Genomic DNA, 16818 nt, shown 5'->3' on the forward strand with positions numbered 1-16818 from the left:
GTGCTAGGGCGTTGGGCACTGAATGCCGCTAATGGCCTTCTGATAAGCGGCGCTGTTGTTTTTATCCAGCGCCCGCGTCGCGCTTTGTACGGCGGTCTTATTTTCCGCTGATTCCAGCACGCGGTTAGCAAACTGCGTATCATCCAGCGCGCTGCTGGCAGGGCAATTTTTCCTCACATCCTTCACTATCTGCTGCTTTTGCTGTTCAAACTTCAGTCCGGAGAGCGGTGCGGCTGTCGCCACGCTGGAGAACATCAGGCTGGCTGCCAGCGAAAGCGCAAAACTCATTCTCTTCATTACGGATATCCTTATTTTTATTAAAGGGTTCCTCTAACTATAGACGCATTCCTGAACCAACATTTTGCGCGCTGGTTTCCATAAGAATGAGTCTGTTTCAGCCGCTGAAATTTATCTTTCGTACCGGCAAGCAAAGCCGTTGATGCGCAGGTGTTTGCGCTTTTTGGGCCGGATATATTCCAGCCATTACGTTTCAGGGATGGCGGACCATGACGCAAAAAGGAACCCCCTCGACGCCGCACGACGCGGTTTTTAAGCAGTTTTTATCGCATCCCGAGTGCGCCAGGGATTTTATCGACATTCATCTGCCCGCTTCGCTACGCCAGCTGTGTAATCTGCAAACGCTCAAGCTGGAGTCCGGCAGCTTTATTGAGGCAGATTTGCGTGCCAGCTACTCCGACGTGCTGTGGTCGCTGAAAACCCGCGACGGCGACGGCTATATTTACGTGGTGATTGAACACCAGAGCACGCCGGATGCGCATATGGCCTTCAGGCTGATGCGCTACGCGCTGGCGGCGATGCAGCGTCACCTGGATGCCGGGCATAAAACGTTGCCGCTGGTGGTGCCGATGCTGTTTTATCACGGCGCGAAAAGTCCCTATCCCTTCTCGCTGTGCTGGCTGGATGAGTTTACTGATACGCAGACGGCGCGACGACTTTATGCCGCCGCTTTCCCGCTGGTGGATATTACGGTGGTGCCGGATGACGAGATTATGCAGCACCGGCGTGTGGCGCTGCTGGAGCTGATTCAAAAGCATATTCGCCGGCGCGATTTACTTGGCCTGGTGGAGCGATTAGCCGAGCTGTTGGTTAACGGTTGCGCTAATGACAGCCAGCTGAAAGCGCTGTTTAATTACATGCTGCAGTGCGGCGATGCGCCTCATTTTGGTGAATTTCTTCACGAGGTCGAGCGGCGCGTTCCTCAACATAAGGAGGTACTCATGACGATTGCGGAAAGGCTACGGCAGGAAGGGAGACAAGAAGGCAAGTTGGAGGGCAAGTTGGAGGGCAAGTTAGAAGGTAAACAAGAGGGTAGACAAGAAGAAGCGTTGCGTATTGCCCGTTCATTACTGGAAAAGGGGTTTGAGCGCGAGCTGGTGCAGGTGGCTTGCGAGCTGACGGATGACGACCTGAAGATGCTGCAAACGCCGGTCGCAGCCTCTCCTGGCCGATAATCGTCAGGCCGTTTTAACCCGCCGCCGCGAATCCATGGCGATCAGCACCACCGATGAGAGAATCAGCAGCGTGCCCAGCCAGTCCGGGAGAGTAAAAGTGATGCCGAGCAGCAGCAGGGAGAGCAGGGCGCTACTCAGCGGCTCCGCGCAGCTGAGGATCCCCGCCTTCGCGCCGCCAATCTTCTGCGCGCCGTTCAGGTAGAGGCTGAAGGTCAGCGAGGTGCCGATTACCACCAGGTAGAAAAAGGCCAGCAGCAGGCCGCCGGTCACCACAAAATGGTTGCCCTGTCCGGCGTAGAACGGCAGCAGCATCGCGCCGCCGAGCAGCATGCTCCAGCCGACAATCGGCAGCGTGCCGTAGCGGGCAATCAGCGTCGAAGGATAAGTCGTATAAAAAGCGGCGGCAAACGCCGAAGCAATCCCCCAGAACAGCGCCGTGGGGGAAATCGACAGCGTCGTCGGGTTGCCGTGGGTCACCAGCAGGAAAGTTCCCGCCAGCGAGGTGGCGATGGCCGCGAGCACCAGCGGGCTGGGGCGCGTTTTGCGGGCGATGGCAAACCAGGCGACGATAATCGTCGGCGACAGAAACTGCAGCACCGTCGCGGTGGCGGCGTTGGATTGCTCGATAGTCATCAGAAAGGTGTACTGCACGGTAAGCGCGCCGAACAGCGAAAAGATCAGCAGGCTGGCGGCGTCTTTGCGGTTTTGCAGGACGCGGAAAATCTTATCGCCGTGGAAGAACGAGAGCATCAGAAGGATCAGGCCGGCGAACAGCAGGCGCGTCATGGTCAGAAACGGCGATGACATCTGGCTTTGCTGCATAATATATTGCGCACAGACGCCCGAGCTGCCCCACAGCACGGCGGCGATCAGTACGTTCAGCATCCCTTTTTTGCTGGAGCCCATCTTTCCCTCAGGTGAAAATAGCGCGAAAGCAGTATCATAGCATGAGTACGCGCGGGAAGCGGGGCAGGAAAGGGTAGTCGGAGTATTTGCGTGCCCCTTGCGGCGGAAGATCGTTGGGTTTGGCGATCTGACGCGTAAGCTTGTAGCGAGTTAGATCCCGTCGAAAAGAAAATCCATTGAAGCTTTAACGACTTCGCGCTGGTGATTCAGATTACAAACTTCTTCACCCAGAACACGATGTGGGATGCTGGCGAGTTCGTGAGTCATCACGACGTATTCTTCCCCTTCTACGGTGACAAGCGGTGTTAAACGATCGGCGCGTGGACCTTTATAGTTTTTCAGTGGAAACAGTGGAATCACGACCCGAGTATTGCGCTTGCCGATAATGTCACTCTGTACATCAAGGAGGTAAGGATACGCAGCAATTCGACCTGTATTCTTATAAACGTAATACTGCATATTTAGAACGTCCTGTATTCATCAGAGAGAAGTCCATTTTCCTCAGTTAAATTATTGAGGTAGTCGATTGCCTGGGCATTTTCTTTTTGCCAGCGGGCTATTTCGAGGCTGTGGATTTCGCTTTTTAGAGCGTTAGTCAACGTTAGAGACAGATTGATGCCGACCTCACGAGCCTGTTTGACCAGGCCTGGGTCCAGTGTCACGCTGACGTTCTGCTTATTGCGTTTTGCGGCTGGCATAGGGAATCTCCTGTGTAATCTACACGTGTAGATTACACAGAAATAAATAAACCCGCCATTCGGCGGGTTAAAAAAGATTCAATTTTTATGCGCCGGACGCGCCTCTTAGCTCAAATCAACGTTTTTACTGCCGAACAGCCAGGTCAGGGCGAAGCCGCACAGGTAAGAGACCGCCAGCCCGGCGGCATACACCGCCATTCCGGCGTAGATGCCGCTGCCGGAGGTCATCAGCGGCAGCGCCACCAGCCCCGACGGGCCAAATACCGTATTCAGGCCGACCGGTAGCCCCAGCCAGGCGATGAGCCCGAGGAAAAAACCGCCGCAGGCGCCGCCGAGGCAGGCGGTGATAAAGGGCTTCATGCGCGGTAGCGTCACGCCGTAAATCAGCGGTTCGCCGATGCCGAGAAAGCCGGGAATAATCGCCCCTTTAATCTGCGTGCGCAGCAGAGAACCGTGCTTCGCCCGCCAGAACAGCGCCAGCGCCGCACCAACCTGTCCGGCACCGGCCATGGCCAGAATCGGAAACAGCGAGTTAAACCCCTGGGCATCCACCAGCGCGAAATAGACCGGCACGAAGCCCTGATGGACGCCGAACATCACCGCCAGCAGGAACAGGCCGGCCAGTACCGCAGAGCCGAACGGGTTACCGTTAAGGTGCAGAAACAGCCATGACATCCCGGTGAACAGCCAGCCGCCGATAGGCATAATGACGGTAAAGGTGATCGCGCCCATGATCAGCAGCGTCACCGCCGAGGTGAGGATCATATCGAGGTTGGCAGGCATGATGCGGCGTACCTGTCGTTCCACCCACGCGCCGATAATCGCGGCGATAAGCACGCCGATAATATTGCCGCGCGGGTCGATACCGTGGCCGAAGAAGGTGGAAATCCCGGAATAGAAGCCGCTGGTGGCTTCCGGGTTATAGCCGAGAACAAACAGCGCAGCGATGATGGCCCCGTTGACCCCGGAGCCGCCGAAGGCTTTCTGGGCGTTATAGCCGATCAGGATGCTCAGGAAGGTAAACATCCCTTTGCTGAACACCTTCATGTAGCCGATCAGCGCCATCAATGTCGCGTTCGGATGCGCGTTTTCGAGGACAAATATCTGCTCCGCCAGGGTCGCGAACCCCAACAGCAGGCCGACGGCGATAAAGCCGGGAATAAGCGGGGTGAAGATGGTGGCGAATTTCGCGAGGAATTTTTGAATACCGCTGGTTTGCTTGCTCTTCAGCGCCTGTTTCTTTTTGGCGGCGACATCGGCCAGCGATGGCGCATCCGCCGGGGCCTCTTCCAGTAACGCATTCATCATTTCCGCCGCGCTTTGCGCCTTGCCGGGCCCAAGGACGACCTGGAACTGTTCATCGCTAACGATCACCCCCATTACGCCGTCAATCTGGCGGATGGCGGCGCTATCGGCCCGTGATTCATCGCGCAGGGTCAGGCGCAGCCGGGTCATACAGTTGCCCGCCAGCGCGACGTTCCCGGCTCCGCCAACGTGCTGCAGGATCCGCGCTATCATCTCTTTATTTATTTTTGCCATTGCAGATTACCCGTGAGTCAGCGGTCAGGAGTGGCTCAGCGCCTTGCGGATATAGCCGTTATTTTTTGCCAGCAGCGCCTGGGCATCCGCGGCGCTTAAATCAGCCAGCACCATCACAATCGCCGTTTTGCAGTGGCGATCGCAGGCTTCCAGCGCGCTCTGGGCGGTTGCGCGATCGCATTCGGTCGCTTCCATGACGATGGACACCTGGCGCTCGATAAGCTTGGCGTTGGTCGCTTCCACGTCCACCATCAGATTGCTGTAGACCTTGCCGATGCGGATCATCGCCCCGGTAGAAATCATATTCAGCACCAGCTTTTGCGCGGTGCCCGCCTTCAGGCGCGTTGAGCCGGTCACCACTTCCGGACCCACGACCGGCGTAATGGCGACGCCCGCCAGCTGGGCCATTTCGCCGTGCGGGTTACAGCTGACGATGGCGACAAAAGCGTTCTGGCTGTGGGCATACTCCATCGCGCCGATGACGTACGGCGTGCGTCCGCTGGCGGCCAGGCCGACCAGCACGTCGCGGCTGCTAAAGTTCAGGTTCTGCAGGTCCATCGCCCCTTGCGCTTTGTTGTCTTCGACGTTCTCTACGGCGCTCAGTATGGCTTTATGGCCGCCCGCGATAATGCCCACCACCTGCTCCGGGCGGGTGCCGAAGGTCGGCGGACACTCGCTGGCATCAAGGATCCCCAGACGCCCGGAAGTGCCCGCGCCAATGTAAATCAGTCGACCACCCGCCTGCAGCGCCGCCGCGACCTTATCCACCACCTGGGCAATTTGCGGCAGATAGGGGGTGATGGCGTGAGCCACCTGCTGGTCTTCCAGGTTAATCACCGTCAGCATCTCTTCGGTGGTGAGGATATCAATGTTGGCGCTATTGGCGTTGCGGCGCTCGGTCAGCAGTTTGCTCAGGTCGATACTCATAGGAACCTCTTTATTCACGGTGGCGGGCAGTATAAGGAATTAATTATTCCTTTCCTGTGAAGGTTATCACGATTGGTGTTGAAGGAATAATAGGAGATTACAGTACTGACGGGAAAAATAGGGGTAATATAATTGGAATATTTTATTACCCCGGAGGAGGTTATGCGATGGGGCGCGGCTTTTTCAGGCCAATCAGCAGCGCGGCCAGATAGCAAACGGTCATCGCGAAGCTCATTTTGAGCATCGTTTCGCCGCCGAGACCGGCCAGCGGCGCGGCAATACCGCCGAACACAAACATCAGCGTGCCCATCAGGGCGGAAGCGGTGCCGGACTGGCGGGCGTGAATGGCGTTCATCGCTTCCGAGCCGGCAACGGTACTGATGCCGCTCATCATGGAAACGGTAAAAAACAGGCCGACCAGCGCCAGCGTCGGCTGCGGTAGCCAGGCGAAGAGCAGGGTGATAGCGGCAAACGCCACCGCCAGCAGCTGGCCGCCGCGCAGCAGGGCTTCGGCGCTGAAGCGGCGCGCCAGGCGGGAAAAGATCAGCGCCGCGATAATCAGCCCGATACCGTTAAGGCCGAACAGCAGGCTGAACTGCATCGCGCTCATGGCATATTCGCTCTGGATAACGAACGAAGACGAGCCGATATACGAAAACAGCCCGGCCATCATAAAGGCCTGAATCAGGCAGTAGCGCATAAAGCGGCGGTTTTTCAGCACCGGCGCATCAGCCTGTTGCCGCGTAGCCGAGGCGGCGCTTTTGGCCGGCAGCGTTTCGTGCAGCACCGTCAGGCTGAGCAGCAGCAAGACAACGCCGATCGCCGCCATCGCCCAGAACAGGATACGCCAGTCGAAGGCGGTGATGATCCAGCCGCCGAGCACCGGTGAAAGCACCGGCGCAATGCCGTTAACGGTCATCAGCAGGGCGAAAAACTGGGTCAGCAGCGTACCCTGATACCTGTCGCGGGCGATGGAGCGCGACAGCACCGAGCCGCCCGCGCCGGCAAAGCCCTGCAGAAAGCGCCAGGCGATCAGCATATGGATATTGTAGGTTATCGCGCACATCGCCGAGGAGAAGATAAACAGCAGCAGGGAGAGCGCCAGCGGCTTTTTACGGCCAATGCGGTCGCTCAGCGGGCCAAAAAACAGCTGTCCAAGGCCGAGGCCAATCAGCGCCGCGGTCAGCGAAAGCTGGGTCTGCGTGCCGGTGGCGCTGAGCTGCTGGGTGATTTCCGGCAGCGCGGGCAGATAGAAGTCGGTACACAGCGGCCCAATGGCGCTGAGCAAACCGAGAACCACGACCCAGGAGAGGGAAATTCGGGACATATCAACGGGCTCCTTGTCATCAAACCGGGCGTTGCCGCCCGGCAAAAGCGTTAGCTGGCGCCGCCTCCCAGCGACTGCCAGAGGGTAATGCGGTTTTCCAGATCCGTTTGCTGGAGGGAGATAAGCGTGGCCTGCGCCGACCACAGCGTTCGCTGGGCGGTCAGCACCGACAGATAATCTCCGACCCCGGCCTGATAGCTCTTCATCGCGATATTCAACGATTTCTGCTCCGCCGCGACGTATTTATTCTGCGCGTCCAGCTGTTCGCTGAGCGTTTCCCGGCGCGCCAGCGCGTCGGCGACATCCTTAAAGGCGCTCTGAATCGTCTTCTCATAGGTGGCGATCAGCCCCTTTTTCTCCGCTTCAGCATAGCGCAGCTGCGCCAGGTTGCTGCCGCCGGTAAACAGCGGCAGGCTGATGGACGGCGCGAATGACCACACCTGCATGCCGTGGCTGAACAGCGACGAGAGCGAGTCGCTGCCGACCCCGGCGCTGGCGGTCAGCGAGATGGACGGGAAGAAATTGGCCCGCGCCGCGCCGATATCGGCGTTAGCGCTCTTCAGATTATGCTCCGCTTCCTGGATATCCGGGCGGCGCAGTAGTACCGATGAAGAGACGCCCGCCGGCACCAGGGTGATACTCCGATCGCCAAGGCTTTCCAGCGTGCCGGGCAGCAGGCTATCCGGCACGGTTTCTCCGGCCAGCAGGTTGAGCGCGTTTTTATCCTGCGCCACCAGCGTGCGGTAGCTGGCGACGCTGGCGCGCGCCTGCTGATAAACGCTTTCGGCATCGCTCAGGTCGCCTGCCGAGGCGGTGCCGACTTCCATCTGGCGGGTGACGATGCGGCGCGAGTTCTCCGCGCTGGCCATGGTGTCCTGCGCCAGCGCCAGATTGCTGTTGTCCGCGGCGAGCGTTATCCACGCGGTGGTCAGATCGGCGATCATCGTCAGACGCGTATTCTGGGCGGTGAATTCGCTGGCAAGCCAGGTTTCCCGCGCCGCGCGCGTCAGGCTTTGGTTCTTGCCAAACAGATCCAGCTCGAAGCTGGAAACCGCGCCGTCGGCTTCCGCTGACGAGGTGAGGCCGCTGGCCACCGTTTTACTGCGGGTATGGCTCAGCTCGGCGTCGAGGGTCGGAAACAGCGAGGCGCGGGTTTCGCCAAACTGGGCGCGCGCGGCTTCGATATCGGCCAGCGCTTTCTGCACGTCGCGGTTGCTGGTCAAGGCGATATTCACCACTTTTTTGAGGCGGGCGTCATTCACTACCTGCTGCCAGTCGCTGACTACCGCGGTTGCCTCGCCGTGGCTACCCGGCAGAGTCGCCGGGACAGGCGCGGCCGGACGTTCATAGTGCGGGTCGAGAGAGACGCAGCCCGCCGTCAGGAGCGCAACAAAAACTAAGGTAAAACGAAACATAACTTACTCCTGAGAAGAACGATGGCGGGTGAAGAAACGTTTCACCAGCACAAAGAACAGCGGCACGAAGAACACCGCCAGCAGCGTCGCCGTCAGGGTGCCGCCGATAATCCCGGTACCGATCGCCACGCGGCTATTGGCCCCGGCTCCGGTGGCGATCGCCAGCGGCAGCACCCCGGCTATAAACGCCAGCGAGGTCATCACAATAGGGCGTAGACGGGTCTGCGCGGCGCGCATGGCGGCACGCGACAGGGAGTAGCCTTCTTCCACCGCCGATTCAGCGAATTCGACGATCAGAATGGCGTTCTTCGACGACAGGCCGATGGTGGTTAATAGCGCCACCTGGAAGTAAACGTCATTGCTCAGATCGCGCATCCACGCCGCCAGCGCCGCGCCGAGCAGCCCAAGCGGGATCACCATGATCACCGAGAACGGTACCGACCAGCTCTCATACAGCGCCGCGAGGCACAGGAAGACCACCAGAATCGAGATAGCGTAGAGGCTCATCGCCTGGCCGCTGGCGAGTTTTTCCTGCAGCGACATGCCGCTCCACGCCCAGGTGGTACCGGCGGGCAGGTTATTGGCTAAGGCCTCCATCTTGTCCATTGCCGCGCCGGAGCTGAAGCCGCTGGCGTTCTCACCCTGAATTTCAAAGGCGGCGGAGCCGTTGTAGCGCACCAGGCTTTCCGGACCGTATTGCCAGCGGGTGGTGGCGAAGGCGGAGAACGGCGTCATGCTGTCGTCGCTGCCGCGCACGAACCATTTACCGAGGTCGGACGGCACGGCGCGGGCGTCGCTTTCGCCCTGGATATAGACCTTCTTCACGCGACCGCGATCGATAAAGTCGTTAACGTAGGTCCCCCCCCAGGCGCTGGAAAGGGTATCGGTGACATCGCTTAACGACAGCCCGAGCGACACGGCTTTGTTATTATCGATATCCACCTGCAGCTGCGGCATTTGCGGCAGATCGTTGGCGCGTACCGACTGCAGCTCGGTACTTTGATTCGCCGCGGCCAGCAGCTGGCTGCGCATTTTCATCAGGCTATCGCGATCGGTGCCGCCGCTGGCCATCAGTTCGAAGGTGAAGCCGTTGCTCTGCCCCAGGCCATCTACCGACGGCGGGGTCATGGCGAACAGGGTGGCGTCGCGAATGCCGCCGAGCTCTTTGGTGGCGCGCAGGGCGATGGCCTGAGCGGTATTTTCTTCGCCTTTACGTTCGGACCAGTTTTTCAGCGACACGAAGGCCATCCCGGCGTTTTGTCCGCTGCCGCTAAAGCTAAAGCCGTCGACGGTAAAGATCACGTCGGTATTGGCTTTCTCTTTCGTCAGGAACCAGTCGGTGACCTGGCGGCGAACCTCGGCGGTACGTACCGCCGTCGCCCCGGCGGGCAGCGTGTACTGGACCATGATTTCGCCCTGATCCTCCGTCGGCAGGAAGCTGCCCGGCAGTTTCCACATCGCCAGCGCCATGCCGCCGCAAATCAGGACAAAAGCGCCCATCATCATCGCCGAGCGGCGCAGGCCGCCAACAACACGATGCTGATAGCCCTGCTCGGTGCGTCCCCACAGGCGGTTAAAGGCGCCGAAGAAGCCTTTGGTATGCGGTTTAGAATGGCTCAGCAGCGCGCCGCACAGCGCCGGGGTTAAGGTTAAGGCGACCACCACGGAGAGCATCATCGCCGAGATAATGGTCACCGAGAACTGGCGATAAATCACCCCGGTTGAGCCGCCGAAGAAGGCCATCGGCAGGAACACTGCCGAGAGCACCAGGGCAATGGCGATCAGCGCGCCGGAGATTTCGCCCATCGATTTTTCGGTGGCTTCGCGGGCGGGCAGCCCCTCGTCGCGCATGATACGCTCGACGTTTTCCACCACCACGATGGCATCATCCACCAGCAGGCCTATCGCCAGCACCATCGCAAACAGCGTCAGGGTGTTGATGGAGTAGCCGAACAGCGCCAGCACGCCGAAGGTGCCCAGCAGCACGACCGGAACCGCCACCGCCGGGATCAGCGTGGCGCGGAAGTTTTGCAGGAACAGATACATCACGCAGACCACGAGGATTATCGCCTCGAACAGCGTCTGAATCACATCCTCCACCGAGATTTTGATGAACTCGGTGCTGTCTTTCGGGTAGGCGATATCGTAACCCTGCGGCATCTGACGCTGGAACTCGGCAATCTTGTTTTTCACCAGCGTCGCGGTATTCAGGGCGTTAGCGCCCGGCGCCATCATCACCGCGATCCCGGCAGCCGGATGGCCGTTGAGATTGGCGGAGGCGGTGTAATCTTCGCTGCCCATCTCAACGCGGGCGACGTCGCTCAGGCGCACCACCGAACCGTCGCTCTTGCTCTTGACGATAATCTCTTTGAACTGGGCGACGGTTTGCAGCCGCGACTGGGCACGCACGGTGGCGGTCAGCTGCTGCGCGTTGGAGGCGGGTAGCGCGCCGATTTTACCGGCGGACACCTGCACGTTCTGCGCCTCAATGGCCGATTGCACATCGGATGGCATCAGCGAATAGGAGGCCAGTTTGGTCGGGTCCATCCAGATGCGCATGGCGTATTCGGCGCCGAACACCTGCAGGCTGCCGACGCCTTCAATACGCGCCATCGGATCCTGCATGTTGCTGACCAGCCAGTCGGAGATGTCGGAGCTGGTGGCTTTGTTGTTTTTGTCATACACCGCGAGGATCAGCAGGAAGCTGCTCTGCGATTTCTCCACCGTTACGCCGGACTGCTGAACTTCGCTCGGCAGACGGGATTCCGCCTGCTGCACTTTGTTCTGCACCTGAACCTGGGCGGTATCCGGATCGGTACCCTGCTCAAAGGTGACGGTAATGCTGACCGAGCCGTCGGAGCTGCTGGTGGATGTAAAGTAGAGCAGGTTGTCCAGTCCGGTGAGCTGCTGCTCAATAACCTGGGTGACGCTGTTTTCCAGGGTTTCCGCAGAGGCCCCGGTGTAGGTGGCGGAGATTTTTATCGCCGGCGGGGCGACGTCAGGATACTGGGCGACCGGCAGGGTGCGGATAGCCAGAATCCCGGCGAGCATAATCAGAATGGCGATAACCCAGGCGAAGACCGGGCGTCGCACGAAGAAACGGGAGAACATCAGGCGTTGCCTCCGTCATTTTTGACTTCGGCGGCTTTGACCTGCTGACCCGGCGCCACTTTGCCGGTTCCTTCGACAATCAGCCGGTCGCCGCTCTTCAGGCCGTTGACGATAAGCCATTTGTCGCCGTAGGTTTCGCCGGTTTCCACGCTGCGCTGTTCAACCTTGTTATTAGCGTCAACCACCAGCGCGGTGGCATCGCCTTTGGCATCGCGGGTGATGCCCTGCTGCGGGGCGAGGATCGCATCGTTCATGATGCCTTCGTCTATGCGGGCGCGAACGAACATCCCCGGCAGCAGCACGTGCTGCGGATTGGGAAAGACCGCACGCAGCGTGACCGAGCCGGTCGATTCATCCACCGCCACTTCGGTCAGCGCCAGGCGACCTTTTTCGCTGTAGGTGCTGCCATCTTCAAGAGTCAGGGTGACGTTAAGGGTATCGCTGTTGCTCGCCAGGCTTTGCTTACGCAGGCGCAGCAGATCGACGCTGGATCGGGTGAGATCGACGTACATCGTATCCAGGCCGCGGATCGTCGCCAGCGCGGTATCCTGATCGGCGGACACCAGCGCGCCCGGCGTGACGGAAGAGATCCCGATGCGCCCGGCAATCGGTGCGGTCACGGTGGTCCAGTTCAGGTTAATGCGCGCGCTTTCCAGCGCCGCTTTTTTCGACTCGACGCTGGCCTTATCCTGGTTACAGGTCGCTATCGCGTCATCGGCGTCCTGACGGGAGACGCCGTTATCTTTGACCAGCACCGCGTAGCGCTGGGCTTTTTGGCAATCGGCGATAACCAGCGCCTGGGCCTGTTTCAGCGATGCGGCGGCTTCGTTAAACGTCGCGCGATAGCTTGATGGGTCGATTTGGTACAGCGCCTGTCCGGCTTTGACCATATCGCCCTCGGTAAACAGGCGTTTTTGCACGATCCCGCCGACCTGCGGGCGCACTTCGGCGCTAAGCGAGGCGGTGGTGCGTCCGGTCAGGCTGCTCACCACCGGGACAGGCTGGCCGTGCAGGGTAACGACACCCACTTCCTGCGTCATCTGCTGCGGGGAAGCGTTTTGCGCATTATCGCACCCGCTAAGGAGAAATAATGCTGCTGCGATGGGGGCTAAAGTATATTTCATTATATTTTCTCAGGATGAACGACGTCCGCCCCGCAAATTCACTGGCGGGGTGATGGGCCGGGCGATGATGCATCTCCGGGCAAGCACAAATAACCCAATGGGAAATAAATATTCCTGTTTGCAGTAAATAACTCGGTGAATACCGCTATTGATTAAGCGGTTTTTCCGAGATTTTCCCGTGCGGCGAATACGGCATCAGACGGCGGTTACAGGCTCTGAACCGAGCGATAACGCCTGCTACAGGGCATTACTTGTGGGGTTCTCCATGGTTTTTGGTTTTGAGAATGATCGTTCTCATTTTTCCCCATTATACGTCTGTACCGAATGATGGGAAGGTTTTTTACACAAAATTTAGTGCAGGGAATTTAGTCAGGAAATAATGGAGAAAAAAAGGATATTTTGTGAAAGTAGGGTGGTGAATGGTCTGTGAAAAATAAAAGATGGAGATAATCAATGACATTAATAATAACAGAGAACATTAATCCCGCCGATCAAGAAGAGCTGCTGGCGGGGCTACGGGAATACAATCTGCGCTTTCTGGACCCGGCTCAGTTCGGCGAGCTGGGCGTTTATTCACGCGATGACGCTGGCGCGATGCGCGGCGGGTTGATCGGCAAACGCAAGGGCAGCTGGCTGTGTATTGACTATCTGTGGGTCAGCGAAGCCTCGCGCGGCAGCGGCCTTGGTAGCGAGCTAATGCATGAAGCGGAAAACCAGGCGCGGGCGCGCGGCTGCAGTCACGTGCTGGTGGATACGTTCAGCTTTCAGGCGCTGCCGTTTTATCAGAAGCTGGGCTATCAGCTGCAGATGTCGCTGCCGGATTTTCCGCACGTGGGCATGCAGCGCCACTATTTATCGAAAGCAATGTAAACCTGGCCTCAGGAGACCCTCCCGGAGGCGGCGCTATGCGCCTGTCCGGGCTACCCGAACGCAGGCGGCTGTGAAGCGGATTGAATCCCCCGGATGGCGGCTGTCGCCTTATCCGGGCTACCCGATCGCAGGCGGTTGTGAACCGGATTGTATTCCCCGGATTGCAGACGGCTGTGAACCTGTAGCCCGGCTAAGCGCAGCGCGATCCGGGGGAATTAGCCGCCGATCCCCCGGCCTATCAGGGCCAGGGCGTGGCTGACAATCATCTTCCGGTCTACCGATTGCAACCGCGGATCGGTGTGGGTGCGGGAAAACGGCACCAGCACCAGGCTTATCAGGGTGGTAAACAGCAGCTCCGGGGAGAGCGCCGGATTAAGCTTACCCTCCCGCTGCCAGCGGCGCACCGTCTCCAGCATCTTGTGGTACTTCTCATCGCCAAAACGCGCGTGCATATGCTGGCGCAGCACCGGCATCTCGCCGATGATCTCCTGCATCCACAGCGGCGCGAACCACGCGTTTTTCTCCGCCATGGCCGCCAGGGTTTCAATAAGCAGCGTAAAAGCGGTGACCGGATCGTCGCCGTGCGCGACAAAAATTTGTCCGATCTCGCTGCGTAGCGGCATAAAGCGCTCTTCGACCAGCTTTTCCACCAGCGCCTCGCGCGAGCTGAAGTAGTAGTGCAGCATCGCGGGCGTTACCCCCGCCTCTTTGGCGATGGCGTTCAGCGAAATGCGGGCGATCCCGTGGCGGGCAAACAGCGCCAGGGCAATATCCATCAGCTGTTCGCGGTTGGCGGGGCCGGATTTCTGCCCGCGAGGGCGACCGGGCCGACGCGGGGCTTCATTGTCTTTTTGTGCTGACATCGTGTGGCGATCCCTTGACCAGATTCATCATTTTCCTAAATATTAATTATGCATTTAATTAATTTCAAGCGAGTGATGCTATGACATCTGAAATCGCCAGCCAACCGGCGGTGCCCTCGATCCGCCTGCTCTTCAGCGCCCTGCTGCTGGTGATGCTGCTCTCGGCGCTGGATCAGACTATCGTTTCCACCGCGCTGCCGACCATCGTCGGCGAGCTCGGCGGGCTGGATAAGCTCTCCTGGGTGGTCACCGCCTACATCCTGAGTTCCACCATCGCGGTGCCGCTGTACGGCAAATTCGGCGATCTGTTCGGGCGCAAAATCGTTCTGCAGGTGGCGATTGTGCTGTTTCTTGCCGGTTCCGCCCTCTGCGGGCTGGCGCAAAATATGACCCAGCTGGTGCTGATGCGCGGTCTGCAGGGGCTGGGCGGCGGCGGCCTGATGGTGATCAGCATGGCGGCGGTGGCTGACGTCATCCCGCCGGCGAATCGCGGCCGCTATCAGGGCCTGTTCGGCGGCGTCTTTGGCCTGGCGACGGTAATCGGGCCGTTAATCGGCGGCTTCCTGGTGCAGCACGCCTCCTGGCGCTGGATTTTTTACATCAACCTGCCGCTGGGGCTGTTTGCGCTGCTGGTGATCGGCGCGGTTTTTCACAGCAGCAACAAGCGCAGCCAGCACCAGATCGACTGGCTGGGGGCGATTTACCTCAGCATGGCGCTGCTGTGCATCATCCTGTTTACCTCCGAGGGCGGCAGCGTCCGCGCGTGGAGCGACCCGCAGCTGTGGTGCATCCTGGCGTTTGGCCTGGTCGGGATCGTCGGCTTTATTCATGAAGAGCGGCTGGCCAGCGAGCCGATTATTCCGCTCTCCTTATTCCGCAACCGCAGCTTTTTGCTATGCAGCCTGATTGGCTTTGTTATCGGCATGGCGCTGTTCGGCTCGGTGACCTTTCTGCCGCTCTATTTACAGGTGGTTAAAGAAGCGACGCCGACCGAGGCGGGCCTGCAGCTGATTCCGCTGATGGGCGGCCTGCTGCTGACGTCAATCATCAGCGGGCGCATTATCAGCCGTACCGGTAAGTATCGGGTGTTTCCGATTATCGGCACCCTGCTGGGGGTGGTCGGCATGGTGCTGCTGACGCGCATTACCATCCACTCCGCGATGTGGCAGCTCTATCTGTTTACCGGGGTACTAGGAGCGGGGTTGGGACTGGTGATGCAGGTGCTGGTGCTGGCAGTGCAGAACGCGATGCCCGCGCAGATGTACGGGGTGGCGACCTCCGGGGTCACGCTGTTTCGATCGATTGGCGGCTCCATCGGCGTGGCGCTGTTCGGGGCGGTATTTACCCACGTGCTGCAAAGCAATCTTCAGCGCCTGCTACCTGAGGGGGCACAGTTGCCGAGGGCGCTGAACCCGGCGGCGGTACAGAACCTGCCGGCGGAGATCCGCCTCGATTATCTGGACGCCTTCGGGTCCGCTATCCATGCGGCGTTTCTGATGGCGGCCTGCATTATGGCGGTGGCGTTTGCCCTCTCCTGGCTACTGAAAGAAGCGCCGCTGAAAACCGGCACACGCTAGACGGCGGCGGCAATACGCAACAGCGCCCGACGCAGAGCCGGCGCGGCGAAATCGATAAATTTACGCAGCTTAAGCGGAGCCAGATCCCGCGAGGTGTACAGCAGGTGCACCGGTGCAGGCTCTGGTTCCATCGCCTGCAGGAGCAGCTTCAGCTCGCCGCGGGCCAGGCCGTCGATCGCCTGGTAATGCAGCAGGCGCGCCACGCCGGCCCCCAGACGGGCGGCGTCGGCGGCGCTCTCCGGCGTGGTCAGCGACAGCACCGGCTGCAGCGCCACCAGCCGGTCTTCCGCCTCTTCGGCGTTAAAGCGCCAGCCGCGATAAGGCATCGGCGATTCAATACGAATGATCGGTAGCGCGGCCAGCTCGCGCGGGCGTTCGGGTATGCCGTGTTTTTCCAGCAAAGCCGGGTGCGCGCAGGTCACAATGCGCATCTCGCCCAGCCGGGTGGCCACCATCCCGCTGTCCGGCAGCGTACCGATACGCACCGCTAAATCAATATGATCGCCCACCAGATCGGCGTTGCGGTCGCTAAGCAGTAAACGGACGCGAATCTGCGGGTAGCGGGCGAGAAAATCCGTCACCACCGGCAAAACATGCTGACGACCGAACATGGTGGGGGCTGAGAGAACCAGTTCGCCTTTTGGCTCCTGATATTCGCCCGCCGCCTGGCGCTCTGCGTTCTCCACCTCTTCGAGAATGCGCCGCGCGGCGGCGACATAATCGACGCCGGCATCGGTCAGCGTCAGCTTGCGGGTGGTGCGGATCATCAGGCGCACGCCGAGGGTATTTTCCAGTTCGCCAATCTGGCGGCTAACGGTGGTCAGGGGCATATTCAGCGCCCGCGCCGCCGCCGACATGCTGCCGAGTTCGGCCACTTTCACCAGCAGCGCCATCGCGCTGAGTCGGTCCATAATTATCCCGTTTTACGGAAAGATGATTGTCATATTGCCACTATTATCTTTTCTGCCAGCACAGTCCATGATGAGTTA

The 16818-nt window shown here is 59.5% G+C and carries 15 protein-coding genes; 3 read left to right on the forward strand and 12 right to left on the reverse strand.

The window, feature by feature from the left end; genetic code table 11:
• Positions 1–3 precede the first annotated feature (3 nt).
• Positions 4–297, reverse strand: a complete 294-nt coding sequence (locus tag ACESQ2_RS02925; protein WP_014227302.1) for a YicS family protein — start codon at positions 295–297, stop codon at positions 4–6.
• Positions 298–506: 209 nt separating this feature from the next.
• Between ACESQ2_RS02925 and ACESQ2_RS02930 the strand changes: the two genes are divergently transcribed.
• Positions 507–1472 (forward strand): Rpn family recombination-promoting nuclease/putative transposase, encoded by a 966-nt coding sequence (locus tag ACESQ2_RS02930; protein WP_368767721.1) that lies wholly within the window; start codon positions 507–509, stop codon positions 1470–1472.
• Between the two features lie 3 nt (positions 1473–1475).
• On the opposite strand, the gene ACESQ2_RS02935 is transcribed toward ACESQ2_RS02930, so the two are convergent.
• The 9 genes from ACESQ2_RS02935 to ACESQ2_RS02975 form a co-directional block, all read right to left on the reverse strand.
• Positions 1476–2378 (reverse strand): EamA family transporter, encoded by a 903-nt coding sequence (locus tag ACESQ2_RS02935; RefSeq protein WP_014227300.1) that lies wholly within the window; start codon positions 2376–2378, stop codon positions 1476–1478.
• A gap of 150 nt (positions 2379–2528) precedes the next feature.
• Positions 2529–2837 (reverse strand): CcdB family protein, encoded by a 309-nt coding sequence (locus ACESQ2_RS02940; protein WP_014227299.1) that lies wholly within the window; start codon positions 2835–2837, stop codon positions 2529–2531.
• 2 nt (positions 2838–2839) lie between these two features.
• The gene (locus ACESQ2_RS02945; protein WP_014227298.1) at positions 2840–3076 is read right to left on the reverse strand and encodes a type II toxin-antitoxin system CcdA family antitoxin; all 237 of its coding nucleotides are present in this window, start codon (positions 3074–3076) and stop codon (positions 2840–2842) included.
• Positions 3077–3181: 105 nt separating this feature from the next.
• Positions 3182–4615: a PTS N-acetylmuramic acid transporter subunit IIBC gene (gene murP, locus ACESQ2_RS02950; protein ID WP_368767722.1), complete on the reverse strand. Its 1434-nt coding sequence runs from the start codon at positions 4613–4615 to the stop codon at positions 3182–3184.
• A 24-nt stretch (positions 4616–4639) separates the two neighbouring features.
• Complete coding sequence (gene murQ / locus ACESQ2_RS02955) at positions 4640–5542, reverse strand: N-acetylmuramic acid 6-phosphate etherase (protein WP_368767723.1); 903 nt, start codon at positions 5540–5542, stop codon at positions 4640–4642.
• 160 nt (positions 5543–5702) lie between these two features.
• Positions 5703–6869: a multidrug effflux MFS transporter gene (locus tag ACESQ2_RS02960; protein ID WP_373170152.1), complete on the reverse strand. Its 1167-nt coding sequence runs from the start codon at positions 6867–6869 to the stop codon at positions 5703–5705.
• 50 nt (positions 6870–6919) lie between these two features.
• Positions 6920–8284, reverse strand: a complete 1365-nt coding sequence (locus tag ACESQ2_RS02965) for an efflux transporter outer membrane subunit (protein ID WP_014839827.1) — start codon at positions 8282–8284, stop codon at positions 6920–6922.
• 3 nt (positions 8285–8287) lie between these two features.
• Positions 8288–11395, reverse strand: a complete 3108-nt coding sequence (gene eefB / locus ACESQ2_RS02970; RefSeq protein ID WP_373170153.1) for a multidrug efflux RND transporter permease subunit EefB — start codon at positions 11393–11395, stop codon at positions 8288–8290.
• Entirely contained in the window at positions 11395–12519 is a 1125-nt protein-coding gene (locus ACESQ2_RS02975; protein WP_014227293.1) for an efflux RND transporter periplasmic adaptor subunit, read from the reverse strand. Before ACESQ2_RS02975 ends, eefB begins: the two co-directional genes overlap by 1 nt.
• A 453-nt stretch (positions 12520–12972) precedes the next feature.
• On the opposite strand from ACESQ2_RS02975, the gene ACESQ2_RS02980 reads away from it, so the two are divergent.
• A complete protein-coding gene (locus tag ACESQ2_RS02980) occupies positions 12973–13389 on the forward strand; it encodes a GNAT family N-acetyltransferase (RefSeq protein WP_046877099.1) in 417 nt (138 codons plus the stop codon).
• 215 nt (positions 13390–13604) lie between these two features.
• Here the strand turns inward: ACESQ2_RS02980 and ACESQ2_RS02985 are convergent, their stop codons facing one another.
• Positions 13605–14252, reverse strand: coding sequence for a TetR/AcrR family transcriptional regulator (locus tag ACESQ2_RS02985; protein WP_286115187.1), 648 nt, complete (start codon positions 14250–14252; stop codon positions 13605–13607).
• 80 nt (positions 14253–14332) lie between these two features.
• Between ACESQ2_RS02985 and ACESQ2_RS02990 the strand changes: the two genes are divergently transcribed.
• Positions 14333–15829 (forward strand): MDR family MFS transporter, encoded by a 1497-nt coding sequence (locus ACESQ2_RS02990; RefSeq protein WP_160741476.1) that lies wholly within the window; start codon positions 14333–14335, stop codon positions 15827–15829.
• Here ACESQ2_RS02990 and ACESQ2_RS02995 read toward each other — a convergent pair.
• Complete coding sequence (locus ACESQ2_RS02995; protein WP_014227289.1) at positions 15826–16740, reverse strand: LysR family transcriptional regulator; 915 nt, start codon at positions 16738–16740, stop codon at positions 15826–15828. The two genes, ACESQ2_RS02990 and ACESQ2_RS02995, sit on opposite strands and share 4 nt — an antisense overlap.
• Between the last annotated feature and the right edge of the window lie 78 nt (positions 16741–16818).

Origin of the sequence: Klebsiella sp. Q11, from assembly GCF_964241505.1 — a bacterium.
Classification (GTDB): Bacteria; Pseudomonadota; Gammaproteobacteria; order Enterobacterales; family Enterobacteriaceae; genus Klebsiella; species Klebsiella michiganensis.

Coding starts and splice junctions, on each gene's coding strand:
- ACESQ2_RS02925 (WP_014227302.1), bottom strand. CDS start 297: ATGAAGAGAATGAGTTTTGCGCTTTCGCTGGCAGCCAGCCTGATGTTC.
- ACESQ2_RS02930 (WP_368767721.1), top strand. CDS start 507: ATGACGCAAAAAGGAACCCCCTCGACGCCGCACGACGCGGTTTTTAAG.
- ACESQ2_RS02935 (WP_014227300.1), bottom strand. CDS start 2,378: ATGGGCTCCAGCAAAAAAGGGATGCTGAACGTACTGATCGCCGCCGTG.
- ACESQ2_RS02940 (WP_014227299.1), bottom strand. CDS start 2,837: ATGCAGTATTACGTTTATAAGAATACAGGTCGAATTGCTGCGTATCCT.
- ACESQ2_RS02945 (WP_014227298.1), bottom strand. CDS start 3,076: ATGCCAGCCGCAAAACGCAATAAGCAGAACGTCAGCGTGACACTGGAC.
- murP (WP_368767722.1), bottom strand. CDS start 4,615: ATGGCAAAAATAAATAAAGAGATGATAGCGCGGATCCTGCAGCACGTT.
- murQ (WP_368767723.1), bottom strand. CDS start 5,542: ATGAGTATCGACCTGAGCAAACTGCTGACCGAGCGCCGCAACGCCAAT.
- ACESQ2_RS02960 (WP_373170152.1), bottom strand. CDS start 6,869: ATGTCCCGAATTTCCCTCTCCTGGGTCGTGGTTCTCGGTTTGCTCAGC.
- ACESQ2_RS02965 (WP_014839827.1), bottom strand. CDS start 8,284: ATGTTTCGTTTTACCTTAGTTTTTGTTGCGCTCCTGACGGCGGGCTGC.
- eefB (WP_373170153.1), bottom strand. CDS start 11,395: ATGTTCTCCCGTTTCTTCGTGCGACGCCCGGTCTTCGCCTGGGTTATC.
- ACESQ2_RS02975 (WP_014227293.1), bottom strand. CDS start 12,519: ATGAAATATACTTTAGCCCCCATCGCAGCAGCATTATTTCTCCTTAGC.
- ACESQ2_RS02980 (WP_046877099.1), top strand. CDS start 12,973: ATGACATTAATAATAACAGAGAACATTAATCCCGCCGATCAAGAAGAG.
- ACESQ2_RS02985 (WP_286115187.1), bottom strand. CDS start 14,252: ATGTCAGCACAAAAAGACAATGAAGCCCCGCGTCGGCCCGGTCGCCCT.
- ACESQ2_RS02990 (WP_160741476.1), top strand. CDS start 14,333: ATGACATCTGAAATCGCCAGCCAACCGGCGGTGCCCTCGATCCGCCTG.
- ACESQ2_RS02995 (WP_014227289.1), bottom strand. CDS start 16,740: ATGGACCGACTCAGCGCGATGGCGCTGCTGGTGAAAGTGGCCGAACTC.